The 20,034-nt window shown below is 57.2% G+C and carries 31 protein-coding genes; 10 read left to right on the top strand and 21 right to left on the bottom strand.

Translation table 11 applies throughout. The annotated features are described in order from the left end of the window. From A9762_RS03965 to A9762_RS04020, 13 genes are all read right to left on the bottom strand, one after another. Window positions 1-520, bottom strand: a 520-nt coding sequence (locus A9762_RS03965) for a hypothetical protein (protein WP_139133060.1), incomplete at its 3' end; no start/stop codon positions are given. 152 nt (window positions 521-672) lie between these two features. Further along, entirely contained in the window at window positions 673-1,035 is a 363-nt protein-coding gene (locus tag A9762_RS03970) for a hypothetical protein (RefSeq protein WP_069340755.1), read from the bottom strand. Window positions 1,036-1,059: 24 nt separating this feature from the next. After that, on the bottom strand, window positions 1,060-1,464 hold the full coding sequence (locus A9762_RS03975; protein ID WP_069340756.1) for a hypothetical protein: 405 nt from the start codon (window positions 1,462-1,464) through the stop codon (window positions 1,060-1,062). Between the two features lie 17 nt (window positions 1,465-1,481). Further along, window positions 1,482-1,796 carry a hypothetical protein gene (locus tag A9762_RS03980; protein ID WP_069340757.1) on the bottom strand — a complete coding sequence of 105 codons (315 nt, stop codon included), beginning with the start codon at window positions 1,794-1,796 and terminating at the stop codon, window positions 1,482-1,484. Between the two features lie 32 nt (window positions 1,797-1,828). Continuing rightward, the gene (locus tag A9762_RS03985; RefSeq protein WP_069340758.1) at window positions 1,829-2,452 is read right to left on the bottom strand and encodes a DUF262 domain-containing protein; all 624 of its coding nucleotides are present in this window, start codon (window positions 2,450-2,452) and stop codon (window positions 1,829-1,831) included. 26 nt (window positions 2,453-2,478) lie between these two features. Next, the gene (locus tag A9762_RS03990; RefSeq protein ID WP_240493437.1) at window positions 2,479-2,754 is read right to left on the bottom strand and encodes a hypothetical protein; all 276 of its coding nucleotides are present in this window, start codon (window positions 2,752-2,754) and stop codon (window positions 2,479-2,481) included. Window positions 2,755-2,802: 48 nt separating this feature from the next. Next, window positions 2,803-2,940, bottom strand: coding sequence for a hypothetical protein (locus A9762_RS28815; RefSeq protein ID WP_170836177.1), 138 nt, complete (start codon window positions 2,938-2,940; stop codon window positions 2,803-2,805). A 13-nt stretch (window positions 2,941-2,953) separates the two neighbouring features. Continuing rightward, window positions 2,954-3,121 carry a hypothetical protein gene (locus A9762_RS28820; RefSeq protein ID WP_170836178.1) on the bottom strand — a complete coding sequence of 56 codons (168 nt, stop codon included), beginning with the start codon at window positions 3,119-3,121 and terminating at the stop codon, window positions 2,954-2,956. Between the two features lie 24 nt (window positions 3,122-3,145). Then, complete coding sequence (locus A9762_RS03995) at window positions 3,146-3,493, bottom strand: hypothetical protein (RefSeq protein WP_139133062.1); 348 nt, start codon at window positions 3,491-3,493, stop codon at window positions 3,146-3,148. A gap of 45 nt (window positions 3,494-3,538) precedes the next feature. Next, window positions 3,539-3,688 (bottom strand): hypothetical protein, encoded by a 150-nt coding sequence (locus A9762_RS28825; protein ID WP_170836179.1) that lies wholly within the window; start codon window positions 3,686-3,688, stop codon window positions 3,539-3,541. A 75-nt stretch (window positions 3,689-3,763) separates the two neighbouring features. Further along, window positions 3,764-3,994, bottom strand: a complete 231-nt coding sequence (locus tag A9762_RS04000) for a hypothetical protein (protein WP_069340760.1) — start codon at window positions 3,992-3,994, stop codon at window positions 3,764-3,766. A 132-nt stretch (window positions 3,995-4,126) separates the two neighbouring features. Then, window positions 4,127-4,354 (bottom strand): hypothetical protein, encoded by a 228-nt coding sequence (locus tag A9762_RS04005; protein WP_069340761.1) that lies wholly within the window; start codon window positions 4,352-4,354, stop codon window positions 4,127-4,129. A 463-nt stretch (window positions 4,355-4,817) separates the two neighbouring features. Then, window positions 4,818-5,138 carry a hypothetical protein gene (locus A9762_RS04020; protein WP_069340764.1) on the bottom strand — a complete coding sequence of 107 codons (321 nt, stop codon included), beginning with the start codon at window positions 5,136-5,138 and terminating at the stop codon, window positions 4,818-4,820. A 643-nt stretch (window positions 5,139-5,781) separates the two neighbouring features. On the opposite strand from A9762_RS04020, the gene A9762_RS04030 reads away from it, so the two are divergent. From A9762_RS04030 to A9762_RS04055, 7 genes are all read left to right on the top strand, one after another. Continuing rightward, window positions 5,782-7,761, top strand: coding sequence for a hypothetical protein (locus A9762_RS04030; protein ID WP_069340766.1), 1,980 nt, complete (start codon window positions 5,782-5,784; stop codon window positions 7,759-7,761). Between the two features lie 48 nt (window positions 7,762-7,809). Further along, the gene (locus tag A9762_RS04035) at window positions 7,810-8,361 is read left to right on the top strand and encodes a hypothetical protein (RefSeq protein ID WP_139133063.1); all 552 of its coding nucleotides are present in this window, start codon (window positions 7,810-7,812) and stop codon (window positions 8,359-8,361) included. A gap of 46 nt (window positions 8,362-8,407) precedes the next feature. Then, a complete protein-coding gene (locus A9762_RS28405) occupies window positions 8,408-8,590 on the top strand; it encodes a hypothetical protein (protein WP_139133064.1) in 183 nt (60 codons plus the stop codon). A 734-nt stretch (window positions 8,591-9,324) separates the two neighbouring features. Then, window positions 9,325-9,705, top strand: a complete 381-nt coding sequence (locus A9762_RS29365; protein WP_069340768.1) for a DUF746 domain-containing protein — start codon at window positions 9,325-9,327, stop codon at window positions 9,703-9,705. Next, a complete protein-coding gene (locus tag A9762_RS04045) occupies window positions 9,702-10,061 on the top strand; it encodes a hypothetical protein (protein WP_139133065.1) in 360 nt (119 codons plus the stop codon). Before A9762_RS29365 ends, A9762_RS04045 begins: the two co-directional genes overlap by 4 nt. A gap of 21 nt (window positions 10,062-10,082) precedes the next feature. Further along, window positions 10,083-10,526 (top strand): hypothetical protein, encoded by a 444-nt coding sequence (locus tag A9762_RS04050; protein WP_069340770.1) that lies wholly within the window; start codon window positions 10,083-10,085, stop codon window positions 10,524-10,526. 13 nt (window positions 10,527-10,539) lie between these two features. Beyond that, a complete protein-coding gene (locus A9762_RS04055) occupies window positions 10,540-10,917 on the top strand; it encodes a hypothetical protein (protein ID WP_206093549.1) in 378 nt (125 codons plus the stop codon). On the opposite strand, the gene A9762_RS04060 is transcribed toward A9762_RS04055, so the two are convergent. From A9762_RS04060 to A9762_RS04070, 3 genes are read right to left on the bottom strand one after another with little or no spacing between them, the layout of a single operon-like run. Continuing rightward, window positions 10,914-12,500 carry an IS66 family transposase gene (locus A9762_RS04060; protein ID WP_069340771.1) on the bottom strand — a complete coding sequence of 529 codons (1,587 nt, stop codon included), beginning with the start codon at window positions 12,498-12,500 and terminating at the stop codon, window positions 10,914-10,916. The genes A9762_RS04055 and A9762_RS04060 overlap by 4 nt on opposite strands. A 58-nt stretch (window positions 12,501-12,558) precedes the next feature. After that, window positions 12,559-12,906 carry an IS66 family insertion sequence element accessory protein TnpB gene (tnpB, locus tag A9762_RS04065; RefSeq protein WP_069340772.1) on the bottom strand — a complete coding sequence of 116 codons (348 nt, stop codon included), beginning with the start codon at window positions 12,904-12,906 and terminating at the stop codon, window positions 12,559-12,561. After that, window positions 12,903-13,301, bottom strand: coding sequence for a transposase (locus A9762_RS04070; RefSeq protein WP_083253612.1), 399 nt, complete (start codon window positions 13,299-13,301; stop codon window positions 12,903-12,905). The genes tnpB and A9762_RS04070 overlap by 4 nt, the downstream gene beginning before the upstream one ends. Before the next feature lie 274 nt (window positions 13,302-13,575). Between A9762_RS04070 and A9762_RS29060 the strand changes: the two genes are divergently transcribed. Continuing rightward, window positions 13,576-13,857 (top strand): hypothetical protein, encoded by a 282-nt coding sequence (locus A9762_RS29060; protein ID WP_206093550.1) that lies wholly within the window; start codon window positions 13,576-13,578, stop codon window positions 13,855-13,857. 25 nt (window positions 13,858-13,882) lie between these two features. Then, window positions 13,883-14,593, top strand: a complete 711-nt coding sequence (locus tag A9762_RS04080; protein WP_069340774.1) for a hypothetical protein — start codon at window positions 13,883-13,885, stop codon at window positions 14,591-14,593. Between the two features lie 70 nt (window positions 14,594-14,663). Here A9762_RS04080 and A9762_RS04085 read toward each other — a convergent pair whose 3' ends face one another. The 3 genes from A9762_RS04085 to A9762_RS04095 form a co-directional block, all read right to left on the bottom strand. Next, complete coding sequence (locus A9762_RS04085; RefSeq protein WP_139133066.1) at window positions 14,664-14,897, bottom strand: hypothetical protein; 234 nt, start codon at window positions 14,895-14,897, stop codon at window positions 14,664-14,666. Window positions 14,898-14,992: 95 nt separating this feature from the next. After that, window positions 14,993-15,220: a hypothetical protein gene (locus tag A9762_RS04090; protein ID WP_069340776.1), complete on the bottom strand. Its 228-nt coding sequence runs from the start codon at window positions 15,218-15,220 to the stop codon at window positions 14,993-14,995. 118 nt (window positions 15,221-15,338) lie between these two features. Beyond that, window positions 15,339-16,514, bottom strand: coding sequence for a DNA cytosine methyltransferase (locus A9762_RS04095; protein ID WP_206093551.1), 1,176 nt, complete (start codon window positions 16,512-16,514; stop codon window positions 15,339-15,341). Between the two features lie 257 nt (window positions 16,515-16,771). Between A9762_RS04095 and A9762_RS04100 the strand changes: the two genes are divergently transcribed. Further along, entirely contained in the window at window positions 16,772-17,995 is a 1,224-nt protein-coding gene (locus tag A9762_RS04100; protein ID WP_069340777.1) for a hypothetical protein, read from the top strand. 366 nt (window positions 17,996-18,361) lie between these two features. Here the strand turns inward: A9762_RS04100 and A9762_RS04105 are convergent, their stop codons facing one another. Continuing rightward, window positions 18,362-18,688 (bottom strand): hypothetical protein, encoded by a 327-nt coding sequence (locus A9762_RS04105; RefSeq protein ID WP_069340778.1) that lies wholly within the window; start codon window positions 18,686-18,688, stop codon window positions 18,362-18,364. Between the two features lie 781 nt (window positions 18,689-19,469). Beyond that, window positions 19,470-20,024, bottom strand: a complete 555-nt coding sequence (locus A9762_RS04110; RefSeq protein ID WP_139133067.1) for a hypothetical protein — start codon at window positions 20,022-20,024, stop codon at window positions 19,470-19,472. Between the last annotated feature and the right edge of the window lie 10 nt (window positions 20,025-20,034).

Genomic DNA, 20,034 nt, shown 5'->3' on the forward strand with positions numbered 1-20,034 from the left:
TACGCTTCGTCATCAACACTTCGACGCAGCGCGGACACAGGTCAAGGGGCTTGCCATGAAGCTCCTCGAATGCAATGCGCTCATCGTTCTCACTCCACTGCCACCGGTCCGCACACAGCGGATGGTCGTAGAAGCCATCGAAGCCGCCATCTAATTCTTCGGCAACGTGGAAAATGCCAGCAGACTTCAAGAAGCACATCGGAGCTTCTTCGCCTCCAGTGCTGAGCGGGTACAACAGTCGATCGTCCGTCGCTAACCCAAACACCGCCTCCCCGTAAGTCTCACCGGACACGGCAAAAATGAGGCCGTGTGCAAGCACTTTGCGAATCACCCTGACGTGCGTGCTTTGTTTCGGCACAGTTTCACGCAGTGCCTTTCCCTCGCCACTGTCGTAGGCGTCCCACGCTTCGGCCGAATTGATAAAAAGCGGAGGCATGGACCAACCAGAAGTGTCGTCGTGAATGAAGTACCGGACCAGCTCTGTCTCTCGATACTCAACGCGCCCCAATATACGTCCCATCGTTGTCCTCTTTTTACTGCTCCTTAAAGTCGTCTTGCTTCAGATCCACACGAGGTTGCTGTCAGCCATGCCCCCCGATCCGAGCCAGTTCGCACTAGAGCCTAGGCTCGTCGGGACAACCTTCAAATTTTTCATGACCATTTTTCGTTGTCTTACCGGGCACCCTTGAGGACGGCACGAATAGCCGCACGATGGTCCTTGTAATGCTCATCAACGTTACGCATGGACAGACACTTCGCGACCATGCTTGAGGACGCGCCGAAATGAAGCTGCAGCGCGTCCGCAGCATCGGCACGATGAAAACATGCAGGTTCGCTCGAGACGATATCTCCCTCGGCGTCGTGCATGTCTACCCAAACCTCGCCGTCCTCCATGTCTTGCCCGTTGTTCGGCAGCGACCGATCATCTGCGAGCGCGGCAGCGAGCATCTGTTTGCCTTCTGACTCGGTGACCCCAGATTCCATCACGTCCAACAGTTCGCCATTGCGGGCCACTTTCACTACCATTTTGAACATTTTGACTCCTTCAGTTCTTCCTGCTCAGTGGAGGGGCACACGACCGTCGTTTGCGACACGGGTGAGCACCTGGAGGAATGCCTGCCCGATCCGCACATCGACGACAGAAGCGCCCTTGCGATACCGCACCTCGTCTAGCACTCTGAACGTCGCGATTGCTGACTCCCCGGCGATCTTCAAACTGCGGCTCTGCCGGAGGAGGCCCGCGAGGACCACTTCCGCGCCATTCATAAGCATCTGTTGAACATTCGGTGCTAGCCGCTCTTCTGGCTCAAGGTCGGACTCGATCACGCTCGCGAGTGCTGCCATAGAGACCGTAGTTAGGGCGTAGGGCTTCGCCTCTCGACGCTCTCGCAAAATCGCAGCAACGAATCGTTGCTCGTCGACGCCCAACCCAAGGGCTTCTGAAAGAATCAACAGTGCAGTCATTGAAAATTTTCCCGTGGTTATTTGAGGCCGTGTTCTCGGAGCACGAAATTGAGCGCAGCGCTCGAATAATCGTCACCGCATTCGACGTCAAGTTTCCCGTCGGATTCAAGCTTCCGGCCAAGTTCGGCCAATCGAAGCATCTGGGGGATCAGCTTGCGCAGCGCAGCCATATTGGTGCAGGCTGCGTTGATGTCCTTCGCGAATTGGTCGAGCGTCTTAGACTTGTCGATCGCGAAAGGTGCAGGTCGGTCCACGCCGTCCTTTTCAGACTGGAGTGATTGGCACAGCGCAAGTAGTTCCAGTCCTCGGTCGATTTGTGCAGTGTGGTCCATGTCCCTCTCTCGTTTTCCTTTTTCCCTAGATATCAATCGCCGTGCACGGAAGAATTCGCCAGCTCACGCAGTTGGCGAACACGCTCAAGCTCTTGTGCGCCATGGACGGTACCGCCGGAGTTGAGGTCGAGGTAGAACTGCAAGAGATCAACCCGATTAGCGAATTCGTACACGGACACCTTCAACGTATAATGCGAAGGATCGAACGGCGAACCCTTCAGTTGCCCAGCACTCAGATCGCCAAACACTCGAAACTCCCCTCCAATGAATTTCCGAATTGCCGTCAGTCGTTGCAATCCGTCGATGCATTGAAATGTGTGAGGTGCAATGTCGCCGGATGCCTGCTCGCTGTTCCAGCCCGGGCAATTGAACAGGATGGATCGCGGCGCGCAGCCCCGTAACAACGACTCTACGAATTTCACGCGCTGTTCGTCGGTCCAGACATGGCCGCGCTGAAAGTCGGGCTCCAACTCCAACACGCCGCCCATCGACATCATGTCCTTGGCCTGTCCGCGCAAGAAGCGTTCCACATGGCTCAACTGGACGTCGACTTCGTATGTCGCCTTGGGCTGGGGCCGCACGAGCGCGTACAGCGCCTTGTGCTCGCCGCTCAGCGACGACCAGTATGAATCCGACAGGCTCCAAGGCTTGTGCATCGCAGTCACGTTCTTTATCCCTCGTTTCAGTGCGCGAAGCGCGCCACGGTGTCGATTACCGAGAAAATCACCACGTAGAAGCCGACCAGCCCGAATGCGGCAAATCCAATCCACTGCTCCGAACCATGCTGGAGTTGGAACAGGCGAGTGAACACCCAACCGGTTCCCCGTGCCATCTTTCGCCAACTGTCGACGTATGCCGTCCTCAGCGAGGGGGCCGGAGACATGACGAACAGCATCAACTGAAGCGGGAGCAGCCCAATCGCCACCTGGACCATCGCCTGGAATACATAAATTGCCATCTGTTCCCTCCATTCTTAGTGCAGGCACAACCCGCGTTTTTCCGTGGCTTAGCGGCCCTGCTTCGCGCGTTCGAAGTCGTCTTTGCGGGCCAACTCCGTATGGCGCAGCATTTGCGCTTTGGTAGCGCGACCGCATGCCCATGCCCGTCCGAGTCGGGCCAGTTCAGCTTTCTCTTTCTGAGTCATAGATGTTTTTCCTCTAGTTTCGTCCGAGTGCCGTATCAAGGGCGCTTTGCGCCTCACGGTGCGCGTCGGCGAGTGGCCCCAGCACCATGCCCCCATAGCCCGCACGCTCACTCAACTCTTTCGCGCGCTGGAGCGCCTTCAGTGCCTCTTTGACCGCCTCGTTCTCCGAAACTTCGTCCATTGTCTTGGCTGTATTCCGATCCGATCAGCTTACGGATGGGTGCGCCGCGATTTCGGCAGACACTTCGGACCATGCGACGAGGTAACCGGGAATCTTGCCGACATCGTCACGAGTCTCGCCCTGATAAACGTGCGTGCCGTCCCTGAGCCTTTCTGCGTACATACAGGCTGCGGCGCGGGTGCGCAGGGCTCCGATTGAGCGCCATTTTCCACCCAGTTCCAGCGGGCGGAATTCGTAGAAGTGCGTCTTGCCAATCTCCCGCATCGGTACCTCGCAATGCCAAGCACCGTCGACCCACTCCATTCGGACAATGTCGCTCTCCCACAAGCCGGGGAGCGCTTTACCGTCTGAACCCTTGGAGCGCTTCAGCATGCGCAGGGACTCTGGTTTCACGAGCATGTTTTCCTTCTTCCCGCGTCAACGAGCAACAATGCGGCCGAAACGCAAGCCAAGTTCGAATACTGCACCGACCATTTCCGCATTACCCGCCTCGCGGAAGGCACGCATCAGCGCAAGCGTCTCTTCGTCCGTCTGATACACCTTGCCGTTTGCCTCGAACTCCATCATCGCGCCCCAAGTAGTTGGATTTTCGGCACATCCGAGCCGACCATAAGTCAGATTATACCGTAACCGGCTACGGTATCAAATCTTTTCTTCTGGTGCAGGGAGCTGCTGCACCAAGGATTTCAGTGCTGCGCGCCGCGAGCCTTTGAAGGCGACCTTTGCGAGCGCGTCTAGCTTCGCCAGTTCGCCCGCATCAAGATATGCTTCAACCCGGCCACCGCCCGCGTCCGCGAGAGCCCTGCGCTGACGCTCTACGCGATCCGCGCCCGTGTAGTCGTAGTTCGCCGGAACTTGTTTCTTCGCAACCATCCCTCATACCTGCAATGAAGGCCGCAGATGCAGCCTAAGTCGGCCACCCCTTGACACCTAGCGCGCCGACGTGAATTAGAACCGCATCGTGTTTTCCGCAAGAACGGAACTCCACGAATGACGGCCGCGTTGCTACTTCGTTAAGTGGCGAAGTTTGTCGACGTCGGGCAGCTCGAGAAAGTCTCGAATCATCTCGTCTACAGTGCTCCCGATCGGCCAGCTCCCTTTCGCTGCTTCGAGGGCAGACTCGGCCGCAACGAAATAAACCAGTCCCAGCCTGCTGCGCGCATCTAGCGCTTCGATTCGCTCCGCAAGGGCACTCTCGCGACGCTTCTGCTCTTCAATCTCCGGAATCGACATTTTCTCCTTTCCTCTTCGGATCTGTCACAAGTGCCAAGCGTGAATCGCGGAGCTGAAAGCAGCGCTAGCGAGCGACTTCAACCAGGAATACGTCGCCGGATCCGTTATTCCCATTACAAAAAACAACGCCACGGTGGCGATCAGGCCCCCCTTAACGAACCTCGGCTTAATGCTATGCATTTCGCCCCGTGCCCGCGACGTAGTCTCCGATTCACTACGTCTCGTCTCCCGATTTCGCAGCTTGTACCCCGCGATGCGTTTCATTAGTTTTTCCTAGTCTTTTGGCGGTAAGGCGCGCTGGATGCGCAAATGCGCATCGCTGCTGTGCGCCTCGTACCAACGAATCGACCGTATAGCGGCCTCATGGAAAGTTTCCATGCCGGATTCGAACGAATCCATCATCGGCGTGAACCCAGTCTCGTGGCGGTACGTCTCGCACCATCGCTTCTGATCTGCGGTATAGCTACGCTTCCCCATTGATGACCTCGTTTTCCTTTGCCAAGTTGTTGGTTATCGGTGCGCTACGCTCGACAGCACGTTGCTGAGGCGCCGGATAAAGCTGCATAGGCGCGAAACAGTCGATCTTGCCGCTGTCCAGCTTCAGCACGATCTCGTATCCGGATGAATGTCGGAGTCCGATCGTGGCGATGACCGTACCGCTCTGCCCCGCACGCTTGTCGCCGGGTCCAACAACCCAACGAACACCGTCACCATCGTGCAAAGTCACTTCGACAAACTTCGCGACCAACTCAGAGATTGCACGCTTTTTGTCGCTGATGCGCATTTTCTTTACAATCCGATTGTTAGACGTCGAAACCGCGTTCGAGTCGAGTAAGCTTGCCGAGCCACGAGTGTGAGCACGAAGCACAGCAAATCGTCACTCGGTACGGAATGGCGCCGGTAGGCCAGCGCTCAAGCGGCACGTCCATGAGATCCTCGTTATCTACCTCTGGCGTGTTTACCCAGTGGTAGGCATGTGCTCTACAACGTGGGCAATGGCGATCGACCTTCATGTCAACAGGCCACCAATGGTCGCGCGCTTCTCCAAGACCTCCGATGTTGCTCGCGCATTCCGGCCCCAGTCCGTGTCCCCTTCCTCATCAGCCGCGTTCCTCAGAAAATGGGCCGCATCTGCCCATTCGCCCTCCGCGATGCTGCGCCACGCGAGCTGGCAACGCTTCACTTGCGCGTCCGGAGCGCTAAGCAACAAGTCATATGCAGTTTTCGGCGTAGTGTTCATTTCGATTACCCGATCCATTAACGGCAACGAAGCCAGCGATATTGAGGAAATTATAAACGGATTTTCGATGTAGACATATCCCCAATGGGGATATATTATTTACTGACACACCATAAGGGTTGACCTGACCTCCCGAGCCCAATCAACCAAAATTACCGCGCTGAATTCAAAGCGGAGTAGACGACACATGACCACGCCTGAAAACACACTTATCAACACCACTGCCGATGCGTTCGTCGTTGAAGGGGACGATAGCCAGGTCAAGCTCGGAGACTGGTACTGGGTTAAATCCGTCGCCTCATGGGACGACGCAAAGACTGGCAGGAAGAAAGGCGACCATTACGAATGGCTGGGTTGCGCCGTAAAGTTGGGCAGCAACTACGTCTTGCTGAAAAGTGTTGCTGGAGGCGCGGCGCGCGTGCACTTCGATCATTTCTGGGAAACGCTCCGGCGCGAGTTGCACCCCCAGTCGGTCCTTGATGCGGAAGTTTCGAAGTGGCAACAGACGGCCAAACACCTGATCGAGGAGATTCACGATGTGACCCGGCGCCTTGGGGTCTCACAGCCAGCCGGGAATACGAATACAGCCCTCCCTGGATCCCCGGGTAACGCATTGGTGGTGATGAGTGCACAAGTAGAGCCAAAGGTCTACGAGCAGGCCTTGGTCACAGCTAAGCAGAAGACACTTCCGGCGCTTCACGAACAGCTCAAGCTCGCTCATGAGGAGCTCGCCTGCTGGATGAAAGCGGCGACACTCCCTTTGGAAGCCGCCATCACTCCGATGAAGGAAACGATCGCGACAATCGATGACCGGCTGTTCAGCCTAGGTCTGTACGCCGGTTTGGCCGAGAGTGCGGTGCGCTGCTGCGAAGGGCAGCCCGCCCCGGCGGACGCCCGCTTGCACGTCATGCAGCGGCGCCTATACATGGACGAAGAATGCTTGCTGAAATATGAGGCGGGCGGCATGGAATTCGCCAACTTGGGCGAGTTCGATCGTTGGATGTGTAAGCCCGAGAATCGGGATCGGATCCTTCCCCATCCTCGCACTCTCGTTGCGATGCGCGTTCGCAGACTCGCAAAGGAACGTGAAACGCATGGGCGGCCGCTTGCTGAATTCATTAAATTCCAGCAAGAGCAGGCTGATAAGTTCACCTACCTCTACGTCCGCAACGGCGACGCCGTATGGCGGATCACGACGGAGCTCGATTTCGGAGAGATCATTTTCCCCGACAGCTCAATTTACCTCACGGGCGAGCCGTTGATGATGAAACGATCCGCCGGTTCTATCACGGCGTTCATCACTACGAGGGAATATGATGCTCTTGTCCGAGAGCATGATGAAAATGAGGCAAAACACGCCGCTTGGTTGAGCGCAAACCCTGATGAACATAGATTTCGAAGCCCGTTCCGAGAATCGGCGCACATTCCCGGCGTCGGCTATTTTCATGCCTACGAATGGGAGCCATTCGACAAAAACAGTGTTTTCTTCGACGACGGAATGGCGCTGGTCAACGCCGACATCAAGGAATTCAATCGAGTGGCCGTTATTATTCAGGGGTTATTTGACCGCTCCGAGGTTTTGCACCCGCATCCGGTAGTTCAAACTTGGGTCCCAGAAAGTTTCGCCCGCGCAGTCGTATTGGTGAATGACGGAACAGCTGCCTTGTATGATGGGGAAAAGCCCGATTTCGAGAAATTCCGCGCGGAGCTTAACGCGACCTTGGACGAAGGCAGTGTTGTAGTCGGCCAGGAAAGAGTTTGGATGATGCGAGAAGCAGAGAAGGAGAACGCCAGACGAGATCGCGATCGTCGTACCGGCGCTCCGGAATACCGATACGAGCTTTACCGGCCTTACGACGATTCGGGCCCTGGTCGAGTGACGCAGATTGCCGAGTGGCGCCCACGTGCTCGAACGGCAGTGTTCTACTGGGAGAAGGAGTCTCGTCAATACGGTAAGCCGCGTGTCCGAAAATCGGTGTCAGTGTCCGCTGCTGACCTTCTCAATGTGTCCGCCTACCGCCCGGGGGACTTTCTCCGGTTCTTTTCAGATCCGCGAACGCGGGCGGAATACTTGGAATGGGCACCGCTGCTGTTGGCGGCCGAGGATTGGCATGCGGGAATCGTAAGAGACTCCACGCGACACAACTCCATGCGAAAAAACTATTAACGTGCAAAGAGGCAAAATATGAAAATGACTGAAGTGGGGAGCTCAAGGATGGAACACAGCTGGCGCGCGCAAGCTCGGGCTATTGGAGTGGCCTTGCGCGACATGGGCCTGTTTCGTGAGCGACTTGCCTTAGTATCGACTCTCTTGATGTCCAGTCTCATTCCGCTAGCTGTAGGCGCAATTATGCGCGCGGACGCCATGGCCTTCTTGGCCATGGCGCTGGCCTCCCTTCCCTTCTTCGTCCTCGTGTCCGCGCTAAACGTGGCATCAGTGCACACGGACATCAATTACGTGGAGCTCAAGTCGCTCGGAGCAATGTTCACAGGTCTGATCGCATTGATCTTTGTTGGCTCACAGGTGCAGCGAGTTCAAACCGACCACATTGCGGTCGCAGTTGCAGCAACCATCGCCGCCAAATCACAGACGCCAAACGCTAGTGAAGCTGGCGATGCGCAGCCCACCGACGGCGGTTACATCGTTCCCTTGAAGGTGAATGAAGCTCGCTGCACTGTCACGGTCAGACGTGCGCAGAACAGCGAGCCCGCCACGCGGCCGACGGGCTGGGTTGCGACTACCCCCAATTGTCTCGACCGAACCTGAAAACCGATGCGAGGATAGGTAGTAGGCTCCAACCATAACAGAAACCATGCGTCCGACCCTCCCCAAAGAAATCAGTGAAAAAATCGCCGATGCCGATCTTCGCGGCAATCAGTGGCTTGCGAAGGCGCGGGCCGCAGAAGAACGCGGGGATAATAGGCGCGCGGAGGAATGTTGCCGCAAGGGCAACTATTGGCTTTCCCGCAGCAATAAGCTGCGAGGCGAGTGCTGAGAAGGACATCGGCCGGACCGACCCAGCCTACGAACACACAATTCGTTTCCATTAAGGGGGCGCAACATCATGAATGGCAAATCCGAAACAAGAGATGACACGTCGGAGAACGATCCGAGTGCGCTTTCTGCGATCGCATATGTCCCGGGTGTCTACGCAGCCGCTTCGAAGTTTGTGGTCGCGATAGTCCTCCTGTGCGTCGTAGTAGCGTACGCGTTTCTTTCCGCCACGTACTTGGGGCCTATACTCGCGGCTCTCTGTGGCGTCTGCATTATGAGCTTTGGGGCCGCTTTCGGTGCACGTAGCCGAGGCGAACCAGGAGGCACGCCAGCAGCATTCGCGGTGATTTTAGCGGGGGCGACATTCGTATGCATCGGCGGTGCCACCGCGCTTATCCACGTCCTCCGGCTAAGAGGGCTCTGACCGGAGAACCAATGGCATCGTCTCGTCGCAAATTCGATCCACGCGTTCCTCTGTACACAAAGGGCCGACGCCCCATCCCTGAGACCGAAGATCGCGCTCTGACTGCATTCGTCTTGCGCGCCTTGCATGAAGCCCGCTCGACGAGTGAATCACCGCCCCAGTGCCCGCACTGCGGTAGTCGGGAGACGCTCCTCGCCGTTCGCGTCCATGCGAGATTGCCCCGGCCAACATTCCTTTGCCGCCAATGCCGCCGTCGTTACAATCGGCTCACGGGGACTCCGCTCGCGCGCCTCCGTCACGAACAGAAGCTGATGGAATTCGCACGGCTCCTCTCGCAGCAGATCTCGTACGCTCAAGCAGCGGAGCGACTAGAAGTCGATTATTCCGCGATCGCGAACTGGACGGCCAGGTTTCGCCAGTGGCTCCTGCAGCTGGATCCAACGGGTGCTTGGGAGAGCCGCGTACGCATTGGTGTAAAGCCGAAACCCGATGTGCCGTGTCCCCGATGCGGCGTCCGTGAGGTTCGGTTCCACGGTTTTGACTCGCAGTCCGGCGAAAGACGTCTGAGCTGTTCAATTTGCAACGCGGTCTTTCAGTTGCGTGTTGTGGCAGACGCCCTTGAGCTCGTTGAAGCATACGATCCGGCGATCGCTTCTGGACGCCTGCAGCCGTCGAGGTATGATGATCGGTGATTCCGCGCCGCATTATTGGATTGGCAGACGAGGCAATTCAAGCGCGAGTGATTGAAGAAAATTTAGGAAGATCTGCTATGAACTTTAGCAATGTGACTGTCGGCGGATTGAACGTCGCCTATGATTCGAACACCCGACTCTATTCGTGCACAGGCTTGGGCCTGGCGTTTAATGCATGGTTTGCGGGCACGGGCATCGATCGCAAAGTCGAGGCGGAGGTTTTCGACCGTACCGGCGAGTGTATCGCCGTGCTCTATGCCGATGCCCCTAACGGTGCAGTTCCAAATCCCGAAGAAGTCGCTCAAGCATTCCTAATCCAACTCCCTGTCCAGCATCTCCCCCAGCCGCTATCCTGATCAACAACGACAGAGGCACCCATGGAAGCCAAGATAGCATCCCTCCCCGCCCTTCTGGCGCTCTGCGGCGATCCCGAGCTTCTTTCTGAAGCCGAGCGGAGTCAGCTCGAGACGTGGCTCATGCGGGGCCTCGTCGCAAGGGGTGACGACGAGCTGCTGAGAATTACGCAATTGGGAGAAGATGCTTACTGGTCCCACTTCCATGGAAAGCGAGCACAGGAGGTGATGGATCTCTTCGACGAAAATATCATGGGCGTGCTCGCTGACGTTGAGCGCGGCCTTACGCTGGCCGATATCGCAGCCCTGTGGAGCGGAGGCGTGCTCCTCCTTACCGGGCACGATGTTCTAAGTACGTTTCAGCGATGGATGGATGGCCAAGGGAAATATCCGGCACTCTATTCGGCCTTGGACCTCAGTCGAGTTATCTCCGCCTACAAGCGAATTACCAGCGCACTTTCGCACTAGCAGGAGTTTGGACATGATCAGTGCCAGATCTAGACATTCGCTTGCGCAGTTTCTCGAGCTCCAAGAGCCTATGGTTTCCGTTGTGCTCTTAAGCAAGCACGGCGCGCAGCACTTGGCGTTGTCGACGACGCAATTGCTTTACCGACTGCTTGACACGATACGGGGTCTCGATGACCGCACACTCATGCACGTTCTAGCAGAAGTCGTGGCGACAACCGGTGATTTGCGCTCAAGAGTCAATCCAAAGTACCGGTTCGATGAACGGATTGCCGATTTGCAGCAGTCCCTGCTACTAGACGGTTACATCATCCAAGACAAGAAACTAGTTCAAGGTAAGCACTCGATGTGTACCGTAGATCGGGTTGTTGACGCGCCGGTGCTTGGCGGTTAGCGAATGGGTTCGATCTTGGCGGTGTCAGGCAGTTGCTGCGCCACGTTCCATGGCAGCAACTCGTCGATCCGATTGACCGGGTGATCGGCGATGCGCTCGAGCACGTAGGCGAGGTAGGCTTCGGGGTTGATTCCGTTCAAGCGTGCCGTGCCGATCAGGCTGTACATCGCCGCAGCACGCTCACCGCCCGAGTCGGCGCCGGCAAACAGATAATTGCGGCGGCCAATCGCCACGCCGCGCAGCGCACGCTCGGCAATCAGGTTATCGATCTCCGCCTGCCCGTCCTCGCAGTAATAGGCGAGCGCGGGCCAGCGGTTCAGGGAGTACTGAATCGCGCGGGTGGTGTCGGACTTCGCAGAGAGCGTTGGCAGCACTGATTCGTACCACTGCCGTAACGCTTCGAGCCGAGGCACAGCCTGTGCCTGTCGCACTTGCCGTCGCTCGTCCGGTGGTTTGCCCCGGATTTCGGCTTCTATGCGATATAGCTCGCCGATGCGGTGCAGAGCTTCTTCTGTAATGGCGTTGGGGCGTACCGCATGCAGGTCGTAGATCTTGCGTCGCGCGTGCGCCATGCACGCCGCTTCGCGGATGCTGTCGTTTTCATAAAGTGGCGCGTAACCGGCAAACGCATCGGCTTGCAGCACCCCGCTAAAGCTTGCCAGATGTCGCCGTGGGTGCTCGCCCCGTCGATCAGGCGTGTAAGCAAACCAAACGGCAGGTGCCTCATCGGAGCCGCACGGCCGGTCATCTCGCACGTACACCCAGAGTCGCCCGGTCTTGGCGCTACCTCGCCCGGGCTCTAACACCGGCAATGGTGTGTCATCGCCGTGGACCTTGGTGCCGCCCAGCGCGTAGACACGCACAGCTTCCACCAGCGGATTTAACAGCCAGCTCACGCGCCCCAGCCAATGCCCCATCTGCCCAGCATCGAGTTCCACGCCGTCACGGGCATAGATCGCCTGCTGGCGGTACAGCGGTTGGTGATCGAGGAATTTGCTGGTAATGATGTGCGCAAGCAGATTCGGGCCAGCCATGCCACGCTCAATCGGGCGACTCGGTGCCGGCTGCTGCACAATCGTGTCACAGCACGCACAGGCGAGCTTGGGGCGGCGGTGGCGAATCACACGGAAGTGCGCTCGCACGTATTCGAGCTGCTCCGAGACGTCTTCGCCCAGCGGCTTGAGATTACCGCCGCAGGCAGGGCAATCTTCGGCCTCGGGTAGGTAGACGCGCTCTTCACGCGCGAGGTGTTCTGGCAGCGCCTGCCGCTCGGATCGGACTTTTACTTGGGACTTAATCGGCGTGGCAGCCTCGGTGGCCCCTTCGTCGGCTTGCAGATCCTCCAGACGCAGCTCGAGTTGTTCGATCTGGCGTGCGAGCTTCTCGGACTTGCGTCCAAACTGCATGCGCTTGAGCTTGTCGATGAGCAGCTTCAAGTGCACAATTTCTTGCTCGCGCGATGTGAGGCGCGTTTGCAGCGCGGTGAGCTGTATTTCGCGCTCGTGCAAAACCTGCTGGCTAGCCAACACCAACGCCTTGAGGGCATCGATGTCGTCAGGCAGATTGGCGCGGGAGAAGCTCATGACGTAAGCCTATCGCCCAGAGCAACCGCTGCCTATCGGATATCTCCCAAAAAATACGTTATCTCGCACTGCGTGGGCGAGCCGCGTCGATGGGCTCGCGCCAATCGAACCCTTCAAGCAAAAGTGAGAGCTGCGCGGTGGTGAGTGCCACCACACCACCCTCGGCCCGTGGCCATGCAAACCGGCCTTTCTCCAGCCGCTTTGCCAGCAGGCACAGCCCGCCATCGCTCCAGTACAACGCTTTGAGCAAATCACCGCGCCGGCCACGAAACAGAAAGATGTGCCCCGAGAACGGGTCCTTTTGCAGAACCGACTCGACCTTGGCCGCCAGACCGTTGAAGCCACAGCGCATGTCGGTCACACCCGCGGCGATCCACACACGCGCGTTCGATGGCACGCCGATCATCGCAGCACCCGATCCAGTATCTGCCCCAAGACCGTAGGGACTGGCGCGCCGTCGATCCTGATGATTGTCTTGCCATGTTCGATCTGAATACTTCCATGCGGCGCAACGGCACCAACAGACTTCATCGACAGCTCTTCTTCGCATGCGGTCGACTCGCTCAATACGACCGGCAGCATTTGTACCGCTGGCCCGGGCTGTGCACCGAGAAGGCCCTGCAAATACAGCTTGCGCCACGCCCACACCTGATTGGCATTCACATCGTTTTCGCGCGAAACCCGGGCCACCGATGCTCCCGACTCAAGTGTCCGCTCCACGATCCAGCGCTTCCATTCCAACGGATATCGACGATTTTTCCTTCCGGCTGGCAATTCGACTGTCTGAGTCACTGTGTCCACGCTCTACTGTTATGGACACAGTCAGTCATTCGTGTCCCGAAAGCGCTATCCTCACATCACCGTCGACTTTGCGCTACACGGTACACATCGAGTGCTTACAGTTCAAGTGGATCCGTCAATTGGAGACGGGGCTCCTGTTGAGGATGACCTGATAGCTGCGTTGCGAGAATCAGGCGCACCCAGCGCCGACGACATTATCGCCAGAATCAACGACTCCTCCTCTGCATTCCGGTCCAGTCCACCTGATTACAACGCATCGCTCACGAATGCTCGCGTGGCTCTCGAAACGCTTGCTAAGGACGTCGCACTCGATGTGGCATATCAGCAATCCCTTACGCAGAGCTATAACCCAGCGAAGTGGGGAGAAGTCATTTCGTTTCTGCGCAGCAGCGGCGAAATCACCCCGGAGGAGGAGAAAGGCCTTACCGGAGTTTTTGGATTTCTTAGCCCCGGCGCGCATAGACCTATCGGCATCCCGGAAGATCAGATGACCCGACTCGGGCGCTCCTTCGCGCTTAACATGTGTTGGTTTCTACTGAAGAACCATCGGCGCTGAATAGAGCCCCGCCAGCGACTCGCTCATGATCATTACCCTGAGTACTCCTGATATCCCAGCTCCTACAAACCCGTTCGTCGGTTATTGGGGAAAGCGGGCCTTTCTTGGGGATTTCTCAAAGGTTCCTGTCGTGGCGTCCCTTTCCGCCACGTTTGTCCGTTGCGTGTTCGGAGCCCGCGAGGACTATCTCGCAGCGATCGCGCACCTGCGAAACTACTACGGAAAGTCGGGGCATCAGCCAATCCAACTGAGTGAGCTCTATCGGTGCGTCACAAGGTTTGAGGCGTGCATTACCGCCATGTATCTGGCAGTGCGCTCAATGCAAGCGCTTCGAAAGTGTCCGGATCTCGTGCCGCGCGAGCGAGAGGCGCTTTGCGCGAGCAGACCGAAACCTGGTTTCCTAGGAGCAGGCGCCCAGGTGATTGGCAATTTGCGGAACCGAATCCAACACGTTGAGGAAGAACTCGCCACCGGAAGGCTCGACGGAGACTTGGCCACAATGATTTACCCGACCGGAACCGAGGTCCCCTTCGAAGACGGCATAAATCAAAGCCAGACACTCATGACGATTGATCGTCTCCGTGTCTATGATTCAGAAGTTAGCTTTGCGCAAATCGCCACTTGGCTGCAAGAGATGATCAGCTACGTCGAGAAGTTGCACGATCTGATGCCAATCGAGTACACATCAACGCGAGGCATGATCTTCAAAGACTCCCTCGCACCACCTTCTTCTTGATGGACATCGGGCCCGAATTGCTCGCCCTCGCATCAGCGTCGCTGACAATTTTGCGCGCTGTCGCCGCGCCCTACTCGTCCGGGTCTGCATGCTCCTGATAACGATCCGGCACCACCTTCACGCTAAATCCGCTCGCATCGAACTCTATCCGTGGCACAACGCCCGAGCTTATTTTGCCGCGAACGACGCGCTCGATGTCCGGGTGCAAATGGCCTTTCTCAATCCTTCGCTGCGCAGCCTCGCCAACTTCGAAAAAGCCCCCGCAGCGGGAACAGACATACAGCCACCCCGGGGCTTCCTTCATGCAATCTTTGCTCGCAGCATCACCGCACACGACGCACCGGCACGTCTCACTCATGATTGGTCCTACTCTCCTTAACAGTCAGGTTATCGCGCTAATCAAGTCTTTGGTTGGGTGCTTGAGCGCCAGGCGTTCAGCATATGGGCCATCGCTTCCGGCCCGACGCGGTCAACCGCGTAGGCGATCGAGTCGTCCGGAGCGATTTCTCTCATCCTGCCTGACGCCAATGCGACATAAAGACGTTCCCCTGTGGACAACGGACCCACCCGCTCATATTCGCCACTCCATGCAGCGCGAGCAATCTCGTCCAAATATTCCAAGTCCATGTTTGCTTCCTCTTCCAAATGTCGTTCTGCTGGTCCTACACAACCAAACCAACAGGTCATCGGTGCACAATGCCTTGAACGCTGTGCGCCCCCTCACATCGGTCCGTCTTGGTAGTTCTTAGGACCGCCCAGTAGCCAAATCGTAAAGAACCGCATTTGCCGCTTCGTCATCTAGGTCCATGTAGTAGAGATCCTCGACGGCCGCGTCAATCTGCTCGCCTGCGACACCCGCCTCAATCGCTTGGCGGATTATGTCACGGCTCAGCCGATCGTATTTGTTGCCAACAGCCATCTCCGTGTGATCGTACGCGTTGTTGGCCATGAAGAAGCCGTACGAAAAGCCCTGTGGCGTTTCGCTGCGCGCGTTCTTCGTCGCAACGCTCTTGCCGCCGTATTTCGCCCACATTTTCGAACCCTCCGTAGGCTCGACGGGAGCGATCGGCAAATCCGCATTGAATCGCCCCCAAAGAAGAGTCTTTTTTGTGTAAGGGTCGCCCAGATGGTACGGGTCAAAGGACAGTCTCCACGGCGGGAGTCCGCATAGCCGTTCGATGCGCCCCACAGGGTTCTCGATCGCCCAGATTGCGGGTTTGAAGTACTCAATCACACGCAAGGTCTGGTGAACCAGCCTGACGCTATCGATCGTCCGTCCGTCCGCGTCCTTGGCGGCAAAGTGTCTCGCCCCACTGGATGCGAAATCCGTGCACGGGCATGCGGCCAACACCGCGTAAATGTCCAAGCCATCAAAATCCCCGAACCAGTCACCAAAGAACCCTACGGAGAACTTGCCCACGTCGCCGGTTTCGTTGTTTTCCTGAATGTCGAAGCGGTACACCTGGTAGCCAGCCTCCTCCCATGGCTTCGACCACTCGCCAGACAGGTCAAAAAGCGAAAGAACCACCTTGTCGCCATTCACTCTGCGTGTTTCAGGCCCCTGACCTTGCGCTTCGGCGTGCGCCTTCCATTCGGCAATTCGTGTTTTCGCCTCGAACACCGGCATCCATCCGTGCTCACGGTGGTACGTGCGCACCTTATCGTTAAGGCGAACGATCGCATCATCCTCAGGCAGTTGGAAGATGTTCGACACCGGGTGCGACCCCTGCATCATGTTTCGTTGTGCTCTGCTGAATTCACCAACGATGTCCGAAAACGCAAGATCGTCGACGCCGGTTGGGCAATGCTCCGCGTCGGTACTCGTGTCTATCGTCATTGCTCTTTGGTGAGCCTCGGGGGGTGCGGGGGGAACGCCCGCGTTTTCAGTGAATTCAGTGTGATGGATGATCGCTGCGCTCATGGTCTGCCCTTTGCCTTTCGTCCTGTTGGAATTGCTCTCTGGAGCCGCCTCGGCGCATGGTAAGTGCCGTCGGGCGCCACGCCAAGGGCACGCTCGGAAGCCGCAGCGGAGCACAGCCATAGGCGAGCACCGAACGGGTGAGAACGTGGCGAAGCAAATCCTTGGCGTGGCGCCCGACGGCGCTATGCGACGGAAAGAGGCGGGCCAAAGAGCAATTCCAACGCGCTTAGGATGAAGAGCAGCTTGGAGCCGCTACGATGGGCTTTCCGGCACACGTTCGTTTTCGCACAGCGCTGGCTGTTAAACTGAAGCGCAGAGATGGTTCGGAGCTTACCAAAATGCTAGACGAAAAATTCTCCTTACGTTTTTTCCCCGAGCGGTTCCGGGTAGCGTTCCCAGCCGAGAGCGTGAAGGCCACTCAGCTAATTAACGGATCCCCGAAGAACTTATTAACGTCCTCAATTCTTAACGAAATGAGCACGTCGCTACTTCATGCTTATAACGCGGACATACTTGCGCTTCCGTTTGCTCAGCGCCCTATGAGGCCAACACCTTTGCTTGCGCAGGCGGTTTCCTTGGCGTTTTCATACGCAAAGTTCTTCGTCGCGGGACGTCAGATATACGAGTTTGGGCCAGAAATTCGAGATGCCCTCGTCGGGGCGGACCATCGAGACATTCCGCTATCGGCCCTAACCCTCCCATTCCAAAGCGTCTACCTTCACTTTGGCCCACAGGGCTTCACAATCAAGGGGGCTAAGTTTGAGGGGGCCTATGTATCCGAGGGCGCAGGAGCTATTGAGATACTTCTGTGCACCTCGCAAGATCGAGAGTACTCTCGCGGAACTAGGTTCACGGATCCACCGAAGTATCAATATCTGGCCATCAACACAAGCAAAGAAGCCGCTGACACACCGCTCGGCGACATTATTAGCAGGACGGTGGCATCTGAAATTTCCGAACTGAAACTGCGAAGCGAGCTACCTTCGGATCCGGATGAACTTCCCCCTGGCTTCGTTGATATGCGCCGGGAGGGCTCGGCCGAAGATCTCGCGGCCTATCGTCTCGGCGTTGAAAATATCGACGATGCGATGCGCCTCGTGGTCAATTCACTTCTCTTTGTCTCAGCGTATCGAGAGCACGTCGTACCGGCGTGGGGCGACAACACTCCCCCGAGCTTAACTCGAGTCGCCGAAGACCCGTCAACCAAACCTAAGCTGCGTCAGGCAGCAAAGCGACAACTTATCTCCAATGGTTATTACAAGGTGAATTTCGTCGGTACTCGCTTCGACTACACCCGTTGCGCTCACGAGGCTGATCATGGGAGAGAAGTTCGGCCGCATTGGAGACGTGCGCATTGGAGATTGCAGCATTTCGGTGAGGGTCGGCAAGAAAGCCGAATGGTCCTTATCCGACAGGTACTCGTCAACGCAGAAAAGCTTTCAGCGGCAGAGGGGCTACCGGGAAGAATATCGGAGGTTTGACTTACACGAGATATAAGCTCGTTTAAGGCCTCAGGTTCAGCATGAGAAGGGGTGCGCTGACACGGATTATCAAGCATGCTGCCCTTCGGCAGCGTCCCCACGTGCAGCTTGGAGCCACTATGAAGGGCTTTTCGGGTACACGGTCGTTATCACACAGAGCTAACAGCGCCAGCCGTTATCGAGACCGATGCCGATCCCGACTTAGCGCGATAGCATTGGTAGACCGCCCGCAGCGCGGGCAGTCCCATACGATGTGCTCAGCCCAGCCGTGGCCATCGGCCCCCCAGTAATAGGCACCGGGGTGCGCTTTGTACGTGACTGGCTTTGCGTGTCCGAAAACGCGGCACAGTAGACGCTTGAGCATTGCTACGCTCCAGCTTTCAACGTTGCCGCCTGCGATGCCTCACGCGAAGCGACGTCATTCAACTGTTGTAGGAGTTGGTTCAACTGACGCTTGTCAGAGCGGAGCTGGCCGAGAACGTCGGCGATGCACTCGGCAATGGCGCCGTCGCGCTCCCCCTCGGGAAGTCCGACAATCTTCTGACGGAGTCCTTCCGCAATTATGTCAACCAGGTTGAATCGATTCGCATTTGTGACATCCGACTCGTGAATGATCCAGAGCGTGGGATCTTCGGGGTCTAGGATGGCGCAACCGCCCCATTCTTTCACACGTGGTTTGTTTGACTTGTCCATGACGCAATGTCTCGTGCCTATCGGTGAATGAATTCGAGGTTGGGATCTCCGTTGGGGCGTCGTCGCCCTGTAGTCGGGTGACGATGCCAACCGTTCGGCTCCCCGGCCCCGTCCCGCGACGCCCATTCGGCTAGCGCTCGTATAGCTTTTTCATGCGTCTCGTAACACCAGCGATCACCATATCCGCATTCGGTCAAATTCGCCAGAATAGCTACCGTAAACGCAAGGCGCTGGACGCACGCATCCTGTCCACCTGGGAATAGCGTGTAATGCTCATATCCGTTGGCCTCGCATATGGCTATCCCACGTCGCGCGACCAACCGTTCATTGCCTGGATTACGCACGACAGGACTCACCATTGTTATGCCAAAGCGCTTGGTTATCATTTGTTCAAGGACGGGGAACCACGGCGAACGAGGCGCAGGCCGTCATATCTGACCTGCAATCCGTCCATCACTCCCGTCAGCATAGCCCCCAGTGACGCCACGAATTTCGCACGACGTCTCCTCGCTCTTTTCTCAAGAGCTGCCTCCAATGCTCGCGAAGAGCTCAACTCGTAAGACATCGCCTGGCGCACTTCAACTTTGGCCGTCCGCGAGCCATAGCGTTGGATGCGACGCAACTTCGTGTGCGCGCGCACATCGGGCCAGAACGTTGACTTACCGGAACCTGTGCCAAACCCGGCAATTACATTTCGGCTTTTTTGCGATCCTTCTCCGGCGTTCACGCCCTGCATACGCTGTCCCTCTCGAAATTACGCTGCATAAAATACGATTCTTCCTCAGTCCAGTGCATGGTTGTCAAGCACCTTACGCTGCTCACGCGCTAGACTGACTTGATCGGCGCGCACCCGCTGCTCATCAGCGCGCACCCGCTCCTCGCGGCGAATCCTATCTCTAAGCTTATCCGCGTTACGACCCCGCGCTAGGACGCTATAAAGCGCCTCCACGACAATCTCAGGCGCCTCGCCCGACGCCTCTTTGCGCATGCTCTTCGAAATTTCTGCTTCAGATCGCATCTGCTCGAATACCGCGCCAGAAACGCGTGCTCGAAGTAGCTTAAGCGCCTTGATGGAGACGAGCACGTCTCCAGGTTTTTCGCACGGATCAAGGTCCGAGGCAATCATCCAGCGATCACCCAGGCGACTGAAACGACACAGCACACTACAGATTCGAGACTTAACACCTTGCCACGAATGAATAGGGAGCGTCAGGCTAATGGCTTGGCACACCACAGTCGCATCACTTCGGGAGAGCCAATAGTCCCCGTCCCCCAGAGCGGCAGCGCGTTCGCGGAGGTAATCGTCCGCAGTTTTATTGCCGAATTTCTTTACCATTGTCATTACT

The sequence above is a fragment of the Pandoraea sp. ISTKB genome, from assembly GCF_001721285.1.
In the GTDB taxonomy this organism is placed as follows: Bacteria; Pseudomonadota; Gammaproteobacteria; order Burkholderiales; family Burkholderiaceae; genus Pandoraea; species Pandoraea capi.